This window comes from Plantactinospora sp. KLBMP9567, from assembly GCF_033446045.1.
Classification (GTDB): Bacteria; Actinomycetota; Actinomycetes; order Mycobacteriales; family Micromonosporaceae; genus Plantactinospora.
The window spans coordinates 205,183-224,109 of sequence record NZ_JAWQRR010000034.1; the positions used below are offsets into that span (position 1 = coordinate 205,183).

19 protein-coding genes are annotated in these 18,927 nt (G+C 72.2%); 7 read left to right on the forward strand and 12 right to left on the reverse strand.

All coding sequences use genetic code 11. The features are described from left to right. Positions 1 to 78 precede the first annotated feature (78 nt). Positions 79 to 930 (reverse strand): PASTA domain-containing protein, encoded by an 852-nt coding sequence (locus R6Y94_RS26150; protein ID WP_318398491.1) that lies wholly within the window; start codon positions 928 to 930, stop codon positions 79 to 81. Positions 931 to 1,050: 120 nt separating this feature from the next. After that, positions 1,051 to 1,728 carry a PASTA domain-containing protein gene (locus R6Y94_RS26155; RefSeq protein WP_318398492.1) on the reverse strand — a complete coding sequence of 226 codons (678 nt, stop codon included), beginning with the start codon at positions 1,726 to 1,728 and terminating at the stop codon, positions 1,051 to 1,053. A 185-nt stretch (positions 1,729 to 1,913) separates the two neighbouring features. On the opposite strand from R6Y94_RS26155, the gene R6Y94_RS26160 reads away from it, so the two are divergent. Then, positions 1,914 to 3,323 carry a hypothetical protein gene (locus tag R6Y94_RS26160; RefSeq protein WP_318398493.1) on the forward strand — a complete coding sequence of 470 codons (1,410 nt, stop codon included), beginning with the start codon at positions 1,914 to 1,916 and terminating at the stop codon, positions 3,321 to 3,323. A 6-nt stretch (positions 3,324 to 3,329) separates the two neighbouring features. On the opposite strand, the gene R6Y94_RS26165 is transcribed toward R6Y94_RS26160, so the two are convergent. Both R6Y94_RS26165 and R6Y94_RS26170 read right to left on the reverse strand, forming a co-directional pair. Next, complete coding sequence (locus R6Y94_RS26165; protein WP_318398494.1) at positions 3,330 to 4,808, reverse strand: glutamate-cysteine ligase family protein; 1,479 nt, start codon at positions 4,806 to 4,808, stop codon at positions 3,330 to 3,332. A gap of 280 nt (positions 4,809 to 5,088) precedes the next feature. After that, positions 5,089 to 5,673, reverse strand: coding sequence for a YceI family protein (locus R6Y94_RS26170; protein WP_318398495.1), 585 nt, complete (start codon positions 5,671 to 5,673; stop codon positions 5,089 to 5,091). A 150-nt stretch (positions 5,674 to 5,823) separates the two neighbouring features. Here R6Y94_RS26170 and R6Y94_RS26175 point away from each other — a divergent pair, with 150 nt between their 5' ends. Further along, positions 5,824 to 6,273: a MarR family winged helix-turn-helix transcriptional regulator gene (locus tag R6Y94_RS26175; RefSeq protein ID WP_412102887.1), complete on the forward strand. Its 450-nt coding sequence runs from the start codon at positions 5,824 to 5,826 to the stop codon at positions 6,271 to 6,273. Positions 6,274 to 6,617: 344 nt separating this feature from the next. On the opposite strand, the gene R6Y94_RS26180 is transcribed toward R6Y94_RS26175, so the two are convergent. The 3 genes from R6Y94_RS26180 to R6Y94_RS26190 form a co-directional block, all read right to left on the reverse strand. Further along, complete coding sequence (locus R6Y94_RS26180) at positions 6,618 to 9,305, reverse strand: ATP-binding protein (RefSeq protein ID WP_318398497.1); 2,688 nt, start codon at positions 9,303 to 9,305, stop codon at positions 6,618 to 6,620. A gap of 119 nt (positions 9,306 to 9,424) precedes the next feature. Beyond that, positions 9,425 to 11,734 carry an MMPL family transporter gene (locus R6Y94_RS26185; RefSeq protein ID WP_318398498.1) on the reverse strand — a complete coding sequence of 770 codons (2,310 nt, stop codon included), beginning with the start codon at positions 11,732 to 11,734 and terminating at the stop codon, positions 9,425 to 9,427. Positions 11,735 to 11,894: 160 nt separating this feature from the next. Beyond that, positions 11,895 to 12,380, reverse strand: a complete 486-nt coding sequence (locus R6Y94_RS26190) for a MarR family winged helix-turn-helix transcriptional regulator (protein WP_318398499.1) — start codon at positions 12,378 to 12,380, stop codon at positions 11,895 to 11,897. 51 nt (positions 12,381 to 12,431) lie between these two features. Here R6Y94_RS26190 and R6Y94_RS26195 point away from each other — a divergent pair, with 51 nt between their 5' ends. The 3 genes from R6Y94_RS26195 to R6Y94_RS26205 all read left to right on the forward strand — a co-directional run bounded on the left by R6Y94_RS26195 (position 12,432) and on the right by R6Y94_RS26205 (position 14,484). After that, entirely contained in the window at positions 12,432 to 13,718 is a 1,287-nt protein-coding gene (locus R6Y94_RS26195; protein ID WP_318398500.1) for a multidrug effflux MFS transporter, read from the forward strand. A 90-nt stretch (positions 13,719 to 13,808) separates the two neighbouring features. After that, positions 13,809 to 14,189 carry a type II toxin-antitoxin system RelE/ParE family toxin gene (locus R6Y94_RS26200; protein ID WP_318398501.1) on the forward strand — a complete coding sequence of 127 codons (381 nt, stop codon included), beginning with the start codon at positions 13,809 to 13,811 and terminating at the stop codon, positions 14,187 to 14,189. Then, the gene (locus tag R6Y94_RS26205; RefSeq protein WP_318398502.1) at positions 14,179 to 14,484 is read left to right on the forward strand and encodes a helix-turn-helix domain-containing protein; all 306 of its coding nucleotides are present in this window, start codon (positions 14,179 to 14,181) and stop codon (positions 14,482 to 14,484) included. The genes R6Y94_RS26200 and R6Y94_RS26205 overlap by 11 nt, the downstream gene beginning before the upstream one ends. Before the next feature lie 139 nt (positions 14,485 to 14,623). On the opposite strand, the gene R6Y94_RS26210 is transcribed toward R6Y94_RS26205, so the two are convergent. After that, a complete protein-coding gene (locus tag R6Y94_RS26210; RefSeq protein WP_318398503.1) occupies positions 14,624 to 14,812 on the reverse strand; it encodes a DUF397 domain-containing protein in 189 nt (62 codons plus the stop codon). 19 nt (positions 14,813 to 14,831) lie between these two features. Further along, positions 14,832 to 15,389: a DUF5753 domain-containing protein gene (locus R6Y94_RS26215; protein ID WP_318398504.1), complete on the reverse strand. Its 558-nt coding sequence runs from the start codon at positions 15,387 to 15,389 to the stop codon at positions 14,832 to 14,834. Positions 15,390 to 15,782: 393 nt separating this feature from the next. Here R6Y94_RS26215 and R6Y94_RS26220 point away from each other — a divergent pair, with 393 nt between their 5' ends. Then, positions 15,783 to 16,250 (forward strand): hypothetical protein, encoded by a 468-nt coding sequence (locus R6Y94_RS26220; RefSeq protein WP_318398505.1) that lies wholly within the window; start codon positions 15,783 to 15,785, stop codon positions 16,248 to 16,250. A 79-nt stretch (positions 16,251 to 16,329) separates the two neighbouring features. Here the strand turns inward: R6Y94_RS26220 and R6Y94_RS26225 are convergent, their stop codons facing one another. Next, positions 16,330 to 16,731: a hypothetical protein gene (locus R6Y94_RS26225; protein ID WP_318398506.1), complete on the reverse strand. Its 402-nt coding sequence runs from the start codon at positions 16,729 to 16,731 to the stop codon at positions 16,330 to 16,332. Then, positions 16,728 to 17,021 carry a hypothetical protein gene (locus tag R6Y94_RS26230; protein WP_318398507.1) on the reverse strand — a complete coding sequence of 98 codons (294 nt, stop codon included), beginning with the start codon at positions 17,019 to 17,021 and terminating at the stop codon, positions 16,728 to 16,730. The genes R6Y94_RS26225 and R6Y94_RS26230 overlap by 4 nt, the downstream gene beginning before the upstream one ends. Positions 17,022 to 17,132: 111 nt before the next feature. On the opposite strand from R6Y94_RS26230, the gene R6Y94_RS26235 reads away from it, so the two are divergent. Further along, complete coding sequence (locus R6Y94_RS26235) at positions 17,133 to 18,374, forward strand: D-alanyl-D-alanine carboxypeptidase family protein (protein ID WP_412102880.1); 1,242 nt, start codon at positions 17,133 to 17,135, stop codon at positions 18,372 to 18,374. Positions 18,375 to 18,386: 12 nt separating this feature from the next. On the opposite strand, the gene R6Y94_RS26240 is transcribed toward R6Y94_RS26235, so the two are convergent. Further along, a complete protein-coding gene (locus R6Y94_RS26240; protein WP_318398509.1) occupies positions 18,387 to 18,911 on the reverse strand; it encodes a hypothetical protein in 525 nt (174 codons plus the stop codon). Between the last annotated feature and the right edge of the window lie 16 nt (positions 18,912 to 18,927).

Consider the following 18,927-nt stretch of genomic DNA (forward strand, 5'->3'; position numbering starts at 1 on the left):
TCGCTCGCGTCTTGTCGTGATCCCGAGGGCTCAGCCGTCCCGGGTGGGTCACCTCCGGCCAGTGGGACCGGGTGCGGCTCAGCCGCCCGGGGTGGGCCCGGACGGGCCGGTGGGACCGGGTGCGGTGGTCGGCGGCGAGGTCGGCGGTTCGGCGACCACGAGGATGACCTCGCTGCCCGGCTCGACCTCCGTACCGGTCGACGGCTCCGTGTCCAGTACGGTCCCCGGCGGCCGACCGGAGGTCCGGGGCTCGATCCGGGGCACCAGCCCCAGCCGGGCGAGCTCCGCCACCGCCTCCTGCTGGGACAGTCCGACGAGCGGAGGCAGCAGTACCGGCGCTCCGGTGGTGACACTCGGGGTGGCGCTCGGCGTGCTCGCGGCGGTGGTCGGCGGGCCGGTCGTGGGCGCGGTCGGCGCCGCCGGGGTGGTCAGCACCGGGGAGGGTGAGCTCGGGGTGACGCGCCGGGCCGAGTCGACGATCGCCCAGCCGGCGACGACCAGGACACCGAGCAGGACCACCGCCACCGTCCCGACCAGGATCGGCATCCACCAGCGTCGGTCGTCCGGCTCCGGGTCGTAGCTCCAGTCGGGCTGCGGCTGGCCGGGCGGGGCCGAGCCCCGGAGCGGCACGCCGGCCCGGCCGGACCAGGCCGGCTCGCGGGGCGGGATCGGCGCGGTGGCGTCCTCCGGGCCGGGCTGCCGGACGGTGTCGCCGATCCGGGTGGCGTCCTCCGGGCCGGGCTGCCGGACGGTGTCGCCGGCTCGGGGGGCATCCGCCGCGCCGGGCCGGCCGATCCGGGTGGCATCGTCCGGGCCGGCACCGGCGCCGGTGGGCGGCGCGCCCGGGGCGTCGCCCTGCGGCCGGTCTTCGGGTACGCCACGGTCGCCGTCCACACCGTCGTCCGGAGGCTGTCGCGGATCGTCGGCCATGCCACGTCCTCTCGCCATCGGATGGACCGGGCGAACCACGTCAAACCTATCTGACGGGCGTGCTGCCGACCATCGTCGCGAGTCCGGGCGTGTCTGCCCGTTCGACGCCGTGTGTCCAGGCTACGGCGTCGGCGTTCCGCCGGATGCCGGACCGTCGGAACAGTAGAGCCGGACCTGCTGGTTCCACCGCAGCACGGTGCCGCCGGGGGGATCCTGGTTGCGCACGTCGCCCCGATCCTTGGTCGGATATTGCGGATAGAGGCCGTCGTCGACCAGCCGCCGCGCCGCCTGCTTGCAGGACTCGCCCACGAGCGCGGGTACCACCACCTCCGGTGCCTCACCCACCACGGTGACCCGGACGGTGATGCCCCGTTTCACCGCGGTGCCACCCCTCGGGTTGGTACTGGCGACGCTGGGATCGTTGCCCGCACTGCCGAAGATGAACTGCACCCCGAGGCCGAGCCTCCGCAACTCCTCCCGAGCCTGCTGGAAGTCCTTGCCGACCAGGTCGGGCAGGATCATCTGGCCGATCGGCGGCGGCGTGCTGCTTGCCCGGCGGCTGGGGGTCCGGCTCGGCGTACTCCGTGGTGGCTTGCTCGTCGTCTGCGCCGTCGGGGTGGTGGGTCCGGCGTCGTACGGCCCCTCCCGGTCGTCGCCGTCGCCGGCCAGCAGGTAGCCACCGATGGCACCGACGACGGCACAGATGACCAGTCCGACCGCCGCGCCCACGAACAGGCCGGTCCGGTTCGAGGGACCGCCGCCCAGGTCCGGGTGTCCCGCCACAGCCTCATCCGTCATGCCGACCCTGCCTCACCATCCGACGTACGAAAGCCACGCCGTTTTCCGTCCGCCCGCTGGAGCGCGCTGCCCGACAGCATCGGTGGCCCGGCCCTCGGAGCGCAACCGGCCACGGTTCGTGTCGGGACGACTGCCCCCGGTTCACGGCTCGCCCCCGGCGTCGGATGGACGCTACGCTGCCCCGCATGGCCGCACGAGGCTGGGGAGGATCCGTCGCGACGGCGGTCGGCGTTGCCGCCGGCGCCGGCGCCGCTCAACTGGGTTTCGGTTACGGGCTCGGCATCATCGCCTGGCTGCCGTCGACCGGCGGCAACAGCGAGGCGACCTGGGTCGCCAGCCTCACCTGGGCCGCCTGGATAGCCGCCACCTCGACCGTTGCCGGGGCGGTCTGCGCGCACCGGCTCGGCGGAGGTGGCCGAGGCTCCGCCGGGCGCGCCGGGGATCCGCCGCCGACCCTGGCCACCTTGCTGTGGCGGGCCGCGCTCGCCGTCTCCAGTGCGATCGGCGCGCTGGTCACCGTGGTGCTGGTCGCCGTACCGGCCCGGGCGGTGGTGCGGGCCGACACCTCCGCTCCGCAGACCGTCGCGGCCGGCTACGCCATCCTCGGCATCCTGCTCGGGTTGGTGGCGGCGATCTGGGCGATCTCGTCACCGGCCGTCGCCAGCAACGTGCTCGGTACGGTCTGCTGGCTCTGGGCGCTCGCGGTGATCTCGGTCGTCGACGGTGTACTCTCCGGGCGCGGGCTGTCCGCCGCGCAGCTCGGAGTCTGGCAGTTGACCTCCGACGGCGAGCGCTTCTGGTTCCGGGAGTACTTCTACTGGCCCGGTGCCGCACTGTCGCTCGGTTCCGCGCTGCTGATCGGCGCGCTCGCCGCCCGCTCCGCGGCACGCCGGCCGGCAACCCGGGTCGGTGCCGCGATCTCCGGCATCAGCGGGCCGCTGCTGGTGGCGGTCGCCTACTTCGTCGCCGCGCCCCGGCTGGTGGGCATCCGTCCCGAGCAGGTGTCGGCACACCTGATGGCACCGTACGCGGTGGTCGCCGGTCTCGCCGGGTCCGCGCTGGTCGCGGCGCTGGCACAGCGCTCGGAGACGATGGCCCGGCAGGCGGACTCCCTCGACTCCCGCTCCGAACCGCGCCCGTCCGGTACCGGGCCGGACGCACCGCCGCCCACCGACGGCAGCCCGGCGTCACCGCGGCCCGGCGAAACGCGGCTCGGCGAAACGCGGCCCGGCGAGACGCGGTCCCAGGAGGCCGGCGGGAAGACCCGCCGGAGCGACGCCACCGCCCCGTCCGCGGACGCCGACCCGGGCGAGCAGACCGATCGCACCGACGGCCCCGGGGCCGGCCCGTCGGGCGGTGCCGACCGACCGGCCCGGGTGCCCGGTCAGCCCGGCCGCAGGGCACGGCGCGGCGCCGACCAGGCCGACACCGCCCCGGTACCGTCAAGCGCCGCCCCCGTCCGCTCCCAGGACGCCGGGTCCGACGGCGAACCCGCTCCGGTCGCGGACGGCACGGCAGGGCCGGAGGAGCCCGCCGAGGTCACCGAGGGCGGTGCCAAGGGCAGGCTGGGCAGGTTCGGTCGCCGCTCCCGCTGACCCGGGTCAGTCGACCGGCCAGGTGTGCACGGGCTCGTCGGTCCGCTGGAGTTCGCCGTACCGGCGCAGCATGTGGTGCAGGGCCTCGGACCGGTCCATCCCCCGGCCGCGTTCGGCGGCCTGCACCGCCTCCACCTGCCACACCGCGCCGTTGCGGCCGGTACGGCAGCGCTGCTCGATGATGCCGAGCAGCTGGTCCCGATGCTCCGCGCCGACCCCGAACCGGTCCAGCCCGGCGGCCGCCCTCGGCAGCAGTACGTCCAGCACCAGCTCGGTCACCTTCACCTCGCCGAGCCGGGGCCAGGAGACGGCGGCGTCGATGCCCCGCCGCGCGGCCGCGTGGAAGTTCTCCTCGGCCGCGCTGAACGTCAGTTGGCTCCAGATCGGCCGGTCGCCCTCGGCCAGGTCCCGGGCCAGCCCGAAGTAGAAGGCGGCGTTGGCCAGCATGTCGACCACGGTCGGCCCGGCCGGGAGTACCCGGTTCTCCACCCGCAGGTGGGGACGGCCGTTCATGATGTCGTAGACCGGCCGGTTCCACCGGTAGACGGTGCCGTTGTGCAGCCGCAGCTCGGGGAGGCGGGGGATGCCGCCGTTGTGCAGCACCTCGACCGGGTCCTCGTCGTCGCAGATCGGCAGCAGCGGCGGGAAGTAGCGGACATTTTCCTCGAAGAGGTCGAAAATCGAGGTGATCCACCGCTCGCCGAACCAGACCCGGGGGCGTACGCCCTGGGCCTTGAGTTCGTCGGGCCGGGTGTCGGTGGCCTGCTCGAAGAGGGCGACCCGGGTCTCGGCCCAGAGCTGCCGGCCGTGCAGGAACGGTGAGTTGGCGCCGAGCGCGACCTGTACCCCGGCGATCGCCTGCGACGCGTTCCAGTAGTCGGCGAAGCTGTCCGGCGCCACCTGGAGGTGGAACTGGAGACTGGTGCAGGCGGCCTCGGAGACGATCGAGTCGGTGTGTGTCTGCAACCGCTCGACGCCCCGGATGTCCAGCTCGATGTCCTCGCCCCGGGCGGCAACGATCTGGTCGTTGAGCACCTGGTAGCGCTCGTTGGTGGAGAGGTTGTCGCGGACCAGGTGCCGGGGGGTGAGCGTGGGCAGGATGCCGATCAGGATGATGCTGGCGTCGGACTTGACCGCCAGCTCCTCCGCCCGGCCGAGACTGGTCCGCAGGTCCTGCTGGTAGTCGGCGAAGCCGGCTCCCTCGATCAGCCGGGGTCGGGCGTTGAGTTCCAGGTTGAACTGTCCCAGCTCGGTCTGGAAGCTCGGGTCGGCGAGGTTGTCCAGCACCTCCGCGTTGCGCATCGCCGGCTCGACGTTCGCGTCCACCAGGTTCAGTTCGATTTCCAGGCCGGTGGTCGGCCGGTCGGCGTCGAAGCCGAAGTCGTCGAGCATGAGCGCGAAGACGTCCAGACACCGGCGTACCTTCTGCCGGTATCGAATCCGGTCCTCCCGGGTGAAGGGGACCTCCGACACGTCCTGGCCCATCGACCCTCCCGCCGCGAGGCGCGCTCTGCGCAGTTCCGCAGGGCCTTGCCCAGCGGAGGCGCCTACGAATCATTACCGTATGAGCGCCGCGCACACGTGACGGCAGCCACGGCGCCCGCGGCCCAGCGTGAGCGAACAGCGGCGCTGCGTCCACCATCGCACACGAAGGAGCTTCGTTTTCCACCGGGCGCATTACCCAACGAGGCGCCCCGGTCACCATCGCAGCGGTGACCGGGGCATCCTGGTGTCGATCCCGACGGTGTGGTCGGGCGGCCGGGGGTCAGGCCTGGCGGATGGCCTCGCCCTCGATCTCAATCTTGATCTTCTTGCCGACCAGTACGCCGCCGGTCTCCAGCGCGACGTTCCAGGTCAGGCCGAACTCCTCGCGGTCGATCTCGGTGGTCGCGGTGAAGCCGAAGATGTCCTGGCCGAACGGGCTGCGGCCGGCGCCCTCGAACTCGACCTCCAGATCGACCTGCTTGGTGACGCCCTTGATGGTGAGGTCACCGGTGAGCACGAATTCGTTGCCGCTGTGCGACTTGACGCCGGTGCTGCGGAACTCCAGGGTCGGGTACTTCTCCGCCTCCAGGAAGTCGCCGCTGCGCAGGTGGTTGTCCCGGTCGTCGGCGCCGGTGTCGATGCTCCCGGCCTGGATGGTCGCGGTCACCGCGGACTCGAGCGGGTTCTCCGTGACGGTGATCGTCGCCTCCGCCTCGCGGAACTGGCCGCGGACCTTGCTCACCATCATGTGCCGGGCCACGAACCCGACGCGCTTGTGCGCCTGGTCGAGCAGGTAGGTGCCGGCGGTGGGGATCGTCAGCCCTTCCCACGTACGGGTGGTGGCGGACTCGGCGCTGCTGGTCATGGTGTGCCTTCCCAGGAGATAGGTTGTGTGACCGACGACTGACGCAGCAACTATAGACACAGCAATATTCCCCATGTCAACGACTGCTACGATGGCCGCGTGACCAAGAACCTGCACGACGACGCCAGGATCACGGCCGTGGGCCTGGTCATGGAGGTGTACGCCGGGCTCGCCGCCAGATTTGCCGCCCAGTTCGAGGAGCACGGGCTGTCGACGGTGGAGTTCGAGGTCCTGATGCGGCTGGCCCGCTCACCCGAGCACCAACTCCGGATGACCGACCTCGCCGCGCAGACCTCGCTCTCCACCAGCGGCGTGACCCGGGTCGTCGACCGGATGGAACGGGACGGCCTGCTCTGCCGCCGTGCCTGCCCCTCCGACCGGCGCAGCGCGTACGCGGTGGTGACGGAGTCCGGCATAGCGCGACTCGAAGAGACGCTACCCGGCCACATCCAGCTCATCCAGGACTGGTTCGTCGGTCAGCTCGAACCGGCCAGGCTGGAGAGCCTGCTCGACTCGTTGCGAATCGTCCGGGACGCGGTCCATCCCGGCGCCACCGCCGGCAGCACGGGTGCCACCGCCGGGGCGACCACTGCCTGTTGAACTCCGGACACGGAGTGCCGACAATCGCCACAGATCCTGATTACCACCTCAGGACGGGACCGGCACACCCCGAAAGACCACCGGCAGAAAGACCGGCAGAAGTCACGCACATATCGCCACGTCACCCATTAATCAGAAAAAACGGGCGTCTGAAGCTGGCTAATCTTCAGGCAGCCGGGGGGCTCTGGGGACGTGGCGCGGGCGGGAATCAGTGAGGGCTCTGTCGGGGGGCTGCCCCGCTCGCGCCACGGCCCCAAGGTAAGAACCCCAAGGTGACCGGAGCCGCCACCAGAGGTGACAGCGGAGCCGACACCCCGAGGTGAGGTAAGAGCCGACGGGTCGGGTCAGCTCCCGGTCTGATCCACGTCGGTGTCGGTCCGGTCCACGTCGGTGTCGGTCCGGTCCACGTCCGCCGCGTCGATCAGCGCCCGCTCCCGTGGTAGCAGGACGATCCCGCCCTCCCGGCACACCTGAGCAAGACGCCTGACCGCCGCGGTCCGGGCCGCCGGATCGTCGGTACTCGCCACCAGGCCGACCAGCGCCTCGGCAACGTCCCGCAGGTCACGGGACCCTTCACAGGCCCGCACGGCCGCCGCGTACCACTCGGCCGCCCACTCCCGGTCGCCCCGCTGCATCGCCAGACTCGCCTCGATCAGGGCGCAGATCCCGTCGTCCCGGGGAGCGATCTCGTCGGTCCGGGCACCACCGGGTTCCAGCTCGACCGGGCCCGCGCCGTCGCCCGCCTTCCGGGCACGCAACTCGGCAAGTACCGCCGTCGCCTCGTCGATCCGCCCGTCCTGGGCGAGCGCCAGGCCGACCGTGCCGAGCGCCCGCCGGCGGTGCCCGGGGTCGCCGAGGTCGGCCAGTGCCGACACCACCCGGCGACCGTGCCGGACCGCGTCCGGGTACCGGCCCTCCAGGCGGGCCACCTCGGCCAGGTTGGCCCGGGCCAGCACCCGGAGGCGCTCCTCGCCGCACTCCGCGGCGAGCCGGTCCACCGCCGCCAGCCGACGCCGGGCGGCGGCGAGGTCACCGACCCGGATCTCGTGCCAGGTCAGATTGTTCTGCGCCACCGCCATGTCCCGGATCCGGCCGGTACGGGTGGCCAGCTCCAGCGCCGCCTCGCCGTGCTGCCGCGCCTCGTCGTGACCGCCGATCGCGGTCCACAGTCCACAGAGCACGTTCCTGGCGGCCAGTTCACCGGGTACGTCGGACAGCCGTTGGAACGCCGCCACCGCCGCCTCGGCGGACGGCAGCTCCTGCGGACCGGCACCGTGCTCCTGGGCGAGCTGCGCGACCCCGACCTGGGCCCAGGCCCGGGCCGCCGGATCGGCGTCACCGGTACGCGGATCGTCCAGCAGCCGGCGCAGCCACTGCCGACCCGCCACGTCCCGCCCCCGGTACCGCCACCATCGGGCGAGGTTCCCGGCCAACCGCAGCGCGGTGTGCGGATCGTCGTTCGCCGAGTACGCCAGTGCGGTCCACAGGTCACCGGCCACCTCGTCGAGCCGGCCGACCGCCTCGACGAACCGGGCACCGGCCAGGTCGGGCACGACCCGGGCGGCCAGTCCGGCGAAGACCGACGCGTGCCGTCGGCGGATCGCGGCGAATTCGCCGTTCGCGGTGGCCCGTTCGGCGGCGAAGTCCCGCACCACGTCCAGTACCCGGAACCGGAGCGGTCCGGTGCCCCGGGCGCCGATCAGCCCGTGTGCCAGCAGCCGGTCCAGCAACCGGACGGGATCGACCGGTCCGGCGGGCTCGTCACCGGCACTCCCGTCGGCGGGCGGCGCATCGCCATCTGTGAAACGCAGGTCGCCGGGCGAGGGCGAACCGTCGGCCGGGAGCGGGTAGGGGGCGAGCATCGACTCGGCCAGCTCCACCGACCAGCGGTTACGCAGCACCGAGAGGCGGCGCAGGGCGGCCCGCTCGTCGGCGTCGAGCAGCCGGTAGCTGGCGGCCACCGCGTCCCGCAGGGTCACCGCCGCCGCCCGGCCCACCGGCGCCGTGCCGAGGTCGAGCAGGCGGTTGCCGTACCGGTCGAGCAGCTCGTTGAGGTTGAGCACCCGGCCGTGCGCCGCGGCCAGTTCGATGGCGAGGGGCAGTCCGCCGAGTCGGCGTACCAGCTCGACGAGCGCGACCACCTCGTCGGGTTGCGGTGGCTCGCGGCCGATCTGGCGCAGCCGGGCGAGCAGCAGCGCGACGGCGGGATAGTCGGCCACCACCGCGAGGTCGATCGGTACGTCGGCGGGCGGCACCTCCAGCGGGGTGACCGGGCGGACCCGTTCCCCGGAGAGCCCGACCGGGTGCCGTCCGGTGGTCAGCACCCGCAGCGTCGGCGCGATCTCGGCGAGCCGGTCGAGCGCCTCGGCGGCCGCTCCGGGGGCGCGTTCGACGGCGTCCACCAGCAGCAGCGACGGTGCGTCCGAGAACCGGCCGGCGAGGTCACTGGCCCGGCCGACGCCGAAGACCGTGGCGACGACCGAGAGCACGTCACCCTCGGTGGAACCCTCGATCATGACAATTCCGCTGGTACCGCCGGGAAAGTCGTCGGCCACCTCCCGAGCGACCTTGAGGGCCAGCCCGGTCTTGCCGACTCCGGCGAGGCCGACCAGGCTGACCACCCCGCGCGCCACCCGGGGCTGCTCGGTCAGCATCGCCGCCAGGTCGGCCACATCCCGGTCCCGACCGATCAGCTCACCCGGCTCCGGCAGCCCGTAGCCGCGCGTCGGCAGGCGCCGGGACGCCGCGGACGCAAGACCGCCCATCTCCGGCATCGGCCCGGCCTGTCCCCGGGCCAACGCGACGAAGTCGGACCGGTCCTGCCCGGCCAGACCGAGCGCGGCGGCGAGCAGTTCCACGGTCGTCCGCTGTGGACGGGAGGCCCGGCCCCGTTCGAGGTCACGGACCGTACGGATCCCGACAGCGGCCCGTTCGGCGAGTTCGGCCTGGGTCAGTCCGGCCGCCAGCCGGCACCGGCGGAGCAACTCGGCGAAGCCACCCGGAACCCGGTCGGAGCCATGATCCGGAGTCATGGGCAGGAAGACTACGCAGCCCGGTAGGGCCCCGGCAGAGATACGTCGTGCTACCGACGGAAGAGGACATAGATATCCGACAGATCACTGATGACCGGTTCCGGCCGGTAACCGGGCCCTCACGGTTCGGCGGAAACCGGCACCGGAGCGGGCGGAACCGGCGTACCGACCGACAGGTCCCGGTCGCCGGAGAGCCGCTGGTGCAGCCGGCGCAGCGGGGTCGGCGCCCACCAGTTCCACTCGCCGAGCAGGCTCATCAACGCCGGCATCAGCAGCCCGCGGACCACCGTGACGTCGAGCAGTACGGCCACCGCCATGCCGAGGCCGATCTCCTTGACCGCGGTCAGGTCGCCGAGCAGGAAACCCAGGAAGACGATGGTGATGCAGACCGCCGCCGAGGTCACCACCGGACCGGTCCGGGTGATCCCGGCCAGCACCGCCCGCTGCCCGGCCCGGGTGCGGGCCGCCGGGATACGCAGACCCGACCAGCGCCGCCACTCCTCGCGGATCCGGGCCAGCAGGAACACCTCGTAGTCCATCGACAGTCCGAAGACGAAGACGAAGAGCAGGACCGGGGTGGTGAGGTCGATCGCTCCCCAGGACTCCACCCCGATCAGCGCGGCACCCACGCCCCACTGGAAGACCACCACCAGCACACCGAGGGTGGCGAGCAGGGTCAGCACGTTCATCACCAGCGCCTTGACCGGAATGACCAGCGAGCCGGTGAGTACGAAGAGCAGTCCGGTGGTGACCAGCAGCAGCACGAGTACGGCGTACGGCAGCCGTTGGGTGACCGAGGAGCGGTAGTCGACCAGCTCGGCGGCGGGCCCGCCGACCAGCAGCGGCAGTGGCTGGTCGAGGGCGCGCACCGCGCGTACCAGCTCACGGGACTCGGGGCCGCCGGTCGCGCCACGCGGGGTCAGGTCGATCACCAGCGCCGCGCCCGGCACGTCGGGGCGGGGCTGCATCCGGATCACCTGGGGCAGGGTGTTGAGCTGGTTCATCAGGTCCCGCACCTCGGCACTGGCCGGATCCGCCTCCACGACGACGGTGACCGGGGCGGCCCGGCCCGCCTCGAAGTCGCGCAGCAGCACGTCGTGCACCTGCCGGGCCTCCATCGACCGGGGCAGCGCCCGGGCGTCGGAGTTGGCCAGGTTGGCGCCGGCCAAAAAGGGCAGAGCCAGCAGCAGCAGGCCGACGGAGACGCCGAACGCGACCGGGCCGGGTCTGCGCTGTGCGTACCCGGCGAGCCGGCCGAGCAGGCCGGGGCCGGCGCCGGGCGTACCCGATCGGGGGGTGGTTGCGGGTCGGGCCGGGACGATCCGGCGGGCCGGGCTCGCGGCGGCGGCCAGGGTCCGGCGCACCCAGGTCCGGGCGCCGGGAGCCGGGATGTGCCGGTGCGCGACGGCGAGCAGCGCCGGCAGCAGGGTCAGGCCGGCGCACGTGGCCAGCGCCACCGCGAGCGCGCCGCCGAGCGCCATCGCGGCGAGCAGCGGTTCGGCGAAGGCGTAGAGGCCGACCATCGCCGCCGCGACCGCCAGGCCGGAGATCAGCACGGTACGGCCGGCGGTCGCCATCGTCCGGGCCAGCGCCTCGGCGGGATCGCCGCTTCCCGGCCCGTGCTCGCTTCCCGGCCCGTGCTCGCTTCCCGGCCCGTCGCCGCGTTCCTCGCGGAACCGGGCGATCAGCAGCAACGCGTAGTCCACGGTCAGGCCGATGCCGAGCAGTGTGACCACGTTGACGGTGAACTCGCCGACCCCGGTGACAGCGGTCAGGCCGTAGAGGCCGAGCAGGGTCACCGCGACGGCGGCAAGGGCGGCGACCAGCGGGAGCACCCCGGCCAGCAGGCCGCCGAGGATCACCACCAGCGCCACCAGGAGTACGCCGAGCGCGATCGACTCCCCGACGGCCGCGTCGTCGATCGCCTGCTCGGCGAAGGCCCGCTCGGCCAACGTCTCGCCGCCGACCAGCACCTGCGGCGCGTCGATGCCGCGCAGCAGGGCGGCCACCCGGTCCTCGGCCGCCTCCCGCTCGGCGGTCGGCAGCCCGTCGGCCAACTCGACCCGGACCAGCGTGCTGCGGTTGTCGGCGCCGATCCGGCCGCCCGGCGCGTTGTAGAGGTCCTCGACCTCCCTGACCCCCGGTACGGCCTGCACCTCGGCGCGTACCCGGTTGACGCTGGCCACCAGCGCGGGGTCGTACGGGTCCCGGTCCCGGACGATCGCGACCACGATCGGGCCCTCCGGGAGAAGTGCGGCGACCCGACGGTCGGCCCGCTGCGACTCGGCTTCCGGGCGGAGGTTGTCGGTGTCGACCAGCCGGTCGAAGACCTGCCCGCCGAGGGTGGCTCCGGCCAGCACCAGCCCCAGCCAGGCCACAAGTACCGGCCAGCGCCACCGCCACAGCGACCGTCCGAACGCAGCGAACATGCTCCGAACCTCCCCTGGCGCGACGCCCGCTCGTCGCCCTCGGCGCACATGCAAACACCCTGAGCAGTCAGGCGTCAGCCGCTAACCGGTCAGAACTGACTGTCCGGTGTGTCGGGTCGAGGTCCGGTGTGTCGGGTCGAGGCCGGGATCGGGGAACGGGTCAGCCGCGTTCGGCGGCGCGGCGGGCCCGCAGGCGTTCGGCGAGCGCACCGAGTGCCGGAGCGGCGCTGGCGAGCTCGGCCCGCTGCTCGTCGCTGATCTCGGCCATGGCGTCGGCGAAGATCCGGGCCCAGGCATCCTCGATCCGGGCCGAGCCGTGCGCCGCGTCGAGCGTCGCGTGCAGCCGTACGGCCCGCCGGTCGTTCGGGTCGGGCTCGCGGCGGACCAGGTTGCGGGCCACCAGGGCGCGGACGGTCGCGCTGACGTTACTGGCGTGCAGGCCGAGGTCGCGGGCGAGGGTGCTCACCGAGACGCCGGGGGCGTCGGCGACGTACCGGAGTACCTCCAGCTCGGACGGCGGCAACTGGCCGAGCCCGGCCGCGTCGATGCCCTGCAGCCGCATCACCCGGCTCAGTTGGTACAGAACTGGTACGAGTGTCCTCGCCTGCCGGAGCACCGTCTCGTCCGCCATGGTCACTCGTTTCACTTCACGAGGATAACGCTAGACATACTTATATAGTTATAGTAACTTGCCGTGGTGACTTCCGCCCCCTCCCAGACCGACAAGTCCGGCCCGCCCTCCCCGCCCGAGCCGCCCGCCGAGCCGCCCACCCGGCCGCGCCGGCTGCTGCTCCCCGCCCTCGTACTGCTGGCCTTCGTGCCGCCGATGGGCATCGACATGTACCTACCGGCCTTCCCCCGGATCGCCGACGAGTTCCGCACCGACCCCTCCGGAGTCCAGCTCACCCTCACCGCCTTCGTGATCGGGCTGGCCCTCGGTCAACTCGTGCTCGGTCCGCTCTCCGACCGGTACGGCCGCCGGCTGCTGATCCTCGCCGGTACGGCGCTCTGCGCGGCCTCCGCCGCCGCCTGCGCCTTCGCGCCCACCCTGGAGACGCTGACCGCGCTCCGGTTCGTAATGGGATTCAGTGCCGCCGCCGGAGTGGTGGTCGGCCGGGCCGTCATCTCCGACACCGCCCAGGGGCCGGCCGCCGCCCGGATGTTCGGCATCCTGATGGCGCTCAGCGGCATCGCCCCGATCACCGCACCGCTGATCGGGGGTGTGGTGACCGGTGCCGCCGGCTGGCGCGCGGTGTGGTTCACCCTCGCGGCCGGACTGCTGCTCACCCTGCTGGTCGCGCTGGTCGGCGTACCCGAGAGTCTGCCGCCGGACCGCCGGCACGCCGGCGGGCTCCGCGCCACCCTGGCCACCGCGCGCTCGTTGCTGACCGACCGGGTCTATCTCGGCTACATCTTCGCGTTCGGCTTCGGGTTCGCGTCCCTGTTCTGCTACATCGCCGCGTCACCCTTCTTCCTCCAGTACGTGCTGGGGCTCTCCGTCCGGCAGGCCGCCGTCGCCTTCGCCGCCGGTGCGCTGATCGCCACCCTGAGCAGCGCGGTCAACGCCCGGGTCGTCGGCCGGGGGGCCTCCCCGGCGGTACTGCTCCGGATCGGCCTGGCCACCATGCTGGCCACCACCGGCGGCCTGCTCGCCGTCACCCTCGCCGGTCAGCTTGACCGGGCGGTGGCGGTCGCGCTGCTGCTCTTCTTCGTCGGACTGGGCATGATCATGGGAAACGCCACCGCGCTGGCGATCCAACGCGTACCGAAGGCGGCCGGCAGCGGATCGGCGGTGCTCGGCACCCTCCAGGGGGTACTCGCGGCGGTGGCGGCCCCGCTGATGGGGCTCGGTGGGCGGGACAACGCCGTAGCGCTGTTCCTGGGCATGACCGTCTGTGTCACGGTCGCCTGCCTCGCACTGCTGCTCACCCGGGGCGACCGGCCGGTGGTCAGGATCGACGGGCCGAACGGGCCGGACGCCTGACAGCCGTGCCCTCGACCACCATCAGCCCGCTGATGCCACCAACCTGGCATTACCTTGCAGGCATTACAACGCCAGGGTTATAGTTGATCCGTGGGTTCCTGGGACATCAACCTGACCGCACAGGTCGAAAACTGGTTCCTTGAACTCGCCAAGGACGACCCCGACTGCGCCAACCAGGTCGCAGCGGCCATCGACATGCTCTCAGCAGTAGGCCCCACGCTTGGTCGCCCTCTGGTCGACCAGATCAAAGCATCACGACACCAGAACATGAAGGAGTTGCGCCCGGGTTCCACTGGCAACTCCGAGATCCGCGTCTTGTTCGCGTTCGACCCCGAGCGGTCGGCAATCTTGCTGATAGCGGGCAATAAGGCGGGGAAGTGGAAAGAATGGTACAAGGAGAACATTCCGCTGGCTGATGAGGCGTACGACAACCACCTCGCCGAGCTGAAGGGACAGCATCATGGCGAATAGCTGGAAGGACGTTCGCGCCCGCGCCAACCTTGACGAGAAGCGGGTTGCCGAGCACAGAGACCGCCTGGTCGCCGAGGTCCGTGCTGCTCGGCTCGCTGACATCCGTAAGCGTCACGACCTCAGCCAACAGCAGGTCGCCGACCGAATGGGCGTTTCACAGGCACGTGTATCGGCCATCGAGAAGGGTGAACTACCTGCCACCGAGGTCGGCACGATCGGTAAATACATTGCCGCCCTCGGCGGTCAGTTGAAAATCGTGGCCGACTTTGGCGACGAGAAGTTGGTTCTCGGTTGACGATGCCACTAGGGGCCGTCGGAGAGGCACGAGACTGCCCGACGGTTGCTGTTGCCGTTGAGCGCCGCGTGGAGGGCACCTGCTGGACCAGAGCGGCTCGTGGGTACCGGAGGGATCCCAAGATCCTTCGAGAGGGAGCCTAGCGCGACGGCACGGCACACACGAACGACCGCCAGGCGGCCGGCGGGAAGGTCAGCACCGGTCCGGCCGGATCCTTGCTGTCCCGCACCCCGACCACCCCGGGCAAGTTCCCCGCCACCTCGACGCACTCACCACCGTGACCGTTGCTGCGGCTGCTCTTCCGCCACACCGCACCGCTCAGTTCCATGACTCCGCCACTTCCCGGATCATCTCGATCGACTGCTGATGGGGCAGCGCCTCACTACGGATCGAGTCCCAGAGCTTCTGGATGGCTTGACGTCCTCGGCACGCTCGATGAACCGCCCCTGGAGCTGGTCATCGAGATAGACGACGTCGTCGCCGTCCGGGAGGGTCGCGATCACAAAGGGGCCGTTGAGCCCAGCGTACGCGCCGGCACTGGTCGGAACGATCTGGATTCGCACCCGGGGCTGTTCGGCGCAGAGCTTGACGATGTGCCGGAGTTGGTCGCGCATCGCCTCGGCGCCGCCGACCGGCTGGTGCAGCACCCGCTCGTCGATGACGGCGGTGAACAGCGGCGGATCCGGCCGGGTCAGGATCTCCTGCCGGGCAAGCCGCGCAGCCACCTGCTGCTCCACCTGGTCAGCGGTGAGCAGTCCACCGCTGACCAGCAGTGCTCGGGCATATCCCTCGGTCTGCAACAGGCCAGGAATCACCGACAGTTGGAAGCAGCGAATGCCGGTCGCCTCCTGTTCGACCACCACCCAGTGCCGGAACCACGGCATGACCGGCCCGGGGCCGATCACTGCCTGGATGCGTTCGAGGAGGCCGCCGGTTTCCAGTACGTTGTCGCAGCGCTTGGCGAACTCGCGGGTCGGGCGGCGCTGAAAACAGCTCGATCTTGGCGATCAGCGCCGAGGAGGAGTTGATCCGCTGTGCCAGACCGTCCTGGGACAGTCCGGCGATGCCACGGAACCGGCGTAACTCGCCGGCGAACAGACCCAGTGTCGTCGGTTCGGCCACGGACAGGCTCCTTACCTGCGGATTGTGGACCCCGGACAACGGTTCGGGTCGCCCCGGGCAACACTTCCGAGAGTAGTGGCCCGGTCACGAGACTGGGGACCGGAAACGCGCCCATCGGCAGACCGGGACCTGACCCGGGTGGGCGTCCCGGGCCGCCCCAGGGAGGTAACGCTCCGATGTGGTCACTGTTTCGGGGGCAACCCCAACCCGTCCGGTACGCCCCGCAGCACCGACGCGACTGGCGACGGCTCTGGTGGCGGCACTGTCGCTGCGGCGACCGCTGGCCGTGCCCGGATCGGTTCAACCCACCACCGCTCGTCCCGCCGTACCCGATGGCGCGGATCGGCGCGAACCTGCCGCCCCGGTTTCCGCGCAAGCGCCCGACGAACCGGGGTCCGACCTGGCGGCACCTGCCGTTGTGTCCACTCTGGATCTGCCGGGGATGCGGGCACCCGTGGCCATGTGCCACCGCCCGACTGACGCTGCTTTCCGAATATCGGGACGACCGGGTGGGGCTGCACGTCTATCTCGGCTCGGCGCTCTACGCCGCCACCGCCGACCTGCACCGGCTCAACCCGAATCCGGGACCGGACCCGGCGGCACTGCACACCCGCTTTCTCGGCTGGGTCCGCCCGCGTCCCTGATCGGCTGGCCCCGCTCGCTCCGACGGGCACCTTGTCAGCCACAACGAGCACCTCCTCAGCCCGTCACGGGAGAGCACTGTCAGCGGGGTGGAGGTAGCTCGATCGCGGTCAGGCCGCGCCGCCGGTAGACGTCGGGATCTCCGGTGAGCACCGAACGGCCGGTCGGCCACTCCGCGTCCGGTCTCGCGACGACGACCGCGTGCGCGGCCCGCCAGTCCACGGCACCGGAGACGAGCCGTCCGACCGCGGTCGCCGCCGAATAGCCGAGTTCGACGACCTCCATCGCCGGTAACGCCCCGACGTGTTCGCCGAGCGCCGGGCGGTCGGCCGAGGCGGCGGCCAGGCAGAGTGCGGGGACGTAGATGTGCCGCCCTGCCTCCTGGTGCGCCGCCGCGACCAACCCGGAGAGCAGCCGGTGGCCGGCGCCGAGCGCGAGCAGGGCGGTGTGGTCGAAGACGACCGCCGCGAGCGGAGCGGTCACGCTCGCGGCGGCTCGTCCGAGCCGGCCGGGTCGAGAGTGGAGGGTACGGCTCCGGACTCGACGTCTCGCCAGAAGTCTTCACCGGCGGAGACGTCCTCCCCGTCGAGGTCTACACCGATCCGCGACCGCAGGTATCGGGCCGCGCTGGCCGCGCGTTCCCGCAGCTCGGCTGCGGTGGGTGTGCCGTTGGACAGCTCGGCGACCAGGTCCCGCACGGTCATGCCCCGCTCCCGGGCAATCGTGGCGAGCCGGTCCCGGACCACCGCGTCCACCTTGATCGTCGTGTCCACGGGCGGAAGTATACCGACGGTATACCGGCGTCCGGAGCGGCTCGCCGGGCACGGCGGCGCCGATATCCGAATCCGCCATCCGTACGGATGACAACGATTACTCTCCGGAGTATGGCCCGCGGTTTGTTTGCACTCAGAGTAGTCAGCGCTCTCCTGGTGCTGCCGTCGGTGACAATGGCCGGAGCGCCCGGAGCTGCGGTGGCGAGGACTCCGGCCCAGAACCGAGCGGGTACGCCGTCCCGGCCCTGTCCGGCGCCGAGCCCGCCGGTGGCCCGGCCGACCCGGCCAGCGCCGCCACCGCTCGACCCGGCGAAGGCGGCGGTCGGCGGCCCGGCGCTGGCGACCGCCGGCCTGGTCACCCCGTCCGGCGCCGCCGAGCCCCCCAAGGTCACCGCCACCTCGTGGCTGGTCGCCGACCTGGCCAGCGGCGCGGTGCTCGGCGGCTGCGGCCCGCACGAGTACGGCGTGCCGGCGAGTGTGCAGAAGCTGCTGCTGGTGGCGGCGGTACTGCCACACCTCGACCCGCAGCGGGTCGTCGAGGTGACCGAGTCGGACCTCGACTTCGAGCCGGGCAGCTCGGCGGTGGGGCTGGTACGCGGCGGCCGGTACACGGTCGAGACGCTCTGGCTCGGCCTGATGCTCAACTCCGGCAACGACGCGGCGAACGTGCTGGCCCGGCTCGGCGGCGGCGCCGCTGGCCAGGCCGGCGGGGTCGCGGCGATGAACGCCGAGGCGGCCCGGCTCGGCGCCCACCAGACGCATGCCGCCACACCCTCCGGGCTGGACGGGCCCGGCCAGTACACCAGCGCCTACGACCTGGCGCTGATCGCCCGCGCCTGCTTCGGGCATCCCGACTTCCGCCGGTACGCCGCGACCAAGATGGCGCAGGTGCCGGCCCAGGCGGCGAACAACACCAAGGGGTACCCGATCTGGAACGACAACCAGCTCCTGCACCGCTATCCCGGGGCGCTGGGCGGCAAGACCGGCTACACCGACCTGGCCCGGCACAGCTTCGTCGGGGCGGCCGAGCGCAACGGTCGTACCCTGCTGGTCACCCTGCTCGGCGCGGAGTCGCAGCCGCAGCGCGGCTGGGAGCAGGGTGCGGCGCTGCTCGACTGGGGATTCGGGCTGCCCGCCGACGCGACCGTCGGCCAGCTCGTCGCACCGGGCCGGGCCGACTCTGCCAACCAGGTCTCCTCGCCGGCCGCCGGCGCCACCCAGGTGCGTCCCGACCGGGGCTTCCGCGCCGACTGGCTGCTCGGCACGGTCGCCCCGGTGATCCTGGTCGGTACCCTGCTCGTGCTCCTGGTCCGCCAGCGGCGCCGGGCCGCCCGCCGACGGGACGGCCGCTGACCCGGAACCCGGCTAACGCGTCGAACGGACCGGGTCGACGACCTCGGAGACCTCCAGGACCCGACCGGCCAGCTCGACGCCCGGCAGTTCCTCGTCCCGGTACGCCGCCCGGCGCGGATCCGCCAGATAGGAGTCGTATCCGTCCCGTCCGGTGAACGACAGCAGGTGCACCTCGGTCCGGCCGTCCCCGGTACGCAGCCGCTGCTCCAGCCGGCCACCGTGTTCGGCCAGCAGCGGCAGCACCCGCTCCTCGTAGCGGCCGAATGCGCTCAGGTGCTCCTCGGGGACGTCGAGCAGCACGACCACCCGGACCCGCGACCGGGGCTCCGAGCCGTCCAAGCGCTTGATGAAGTGCAGGTCGGAGTACCCGCCGGGAAAGCCCTCGCTGCGGCCGACCTCGACCGAGAGGTCGGCCTCGTCGTCGGCGCCGGTCGCCCGGTTGTTGAACACGGTCAACTCCGCGCTGAGCCGCTTGGACAACTCCGGGTCGTCCCCGCCGACCACGACCGCCAGCCGGGTACCAGGTTCCGTCGTCATCCGCGCAGTATGCGCA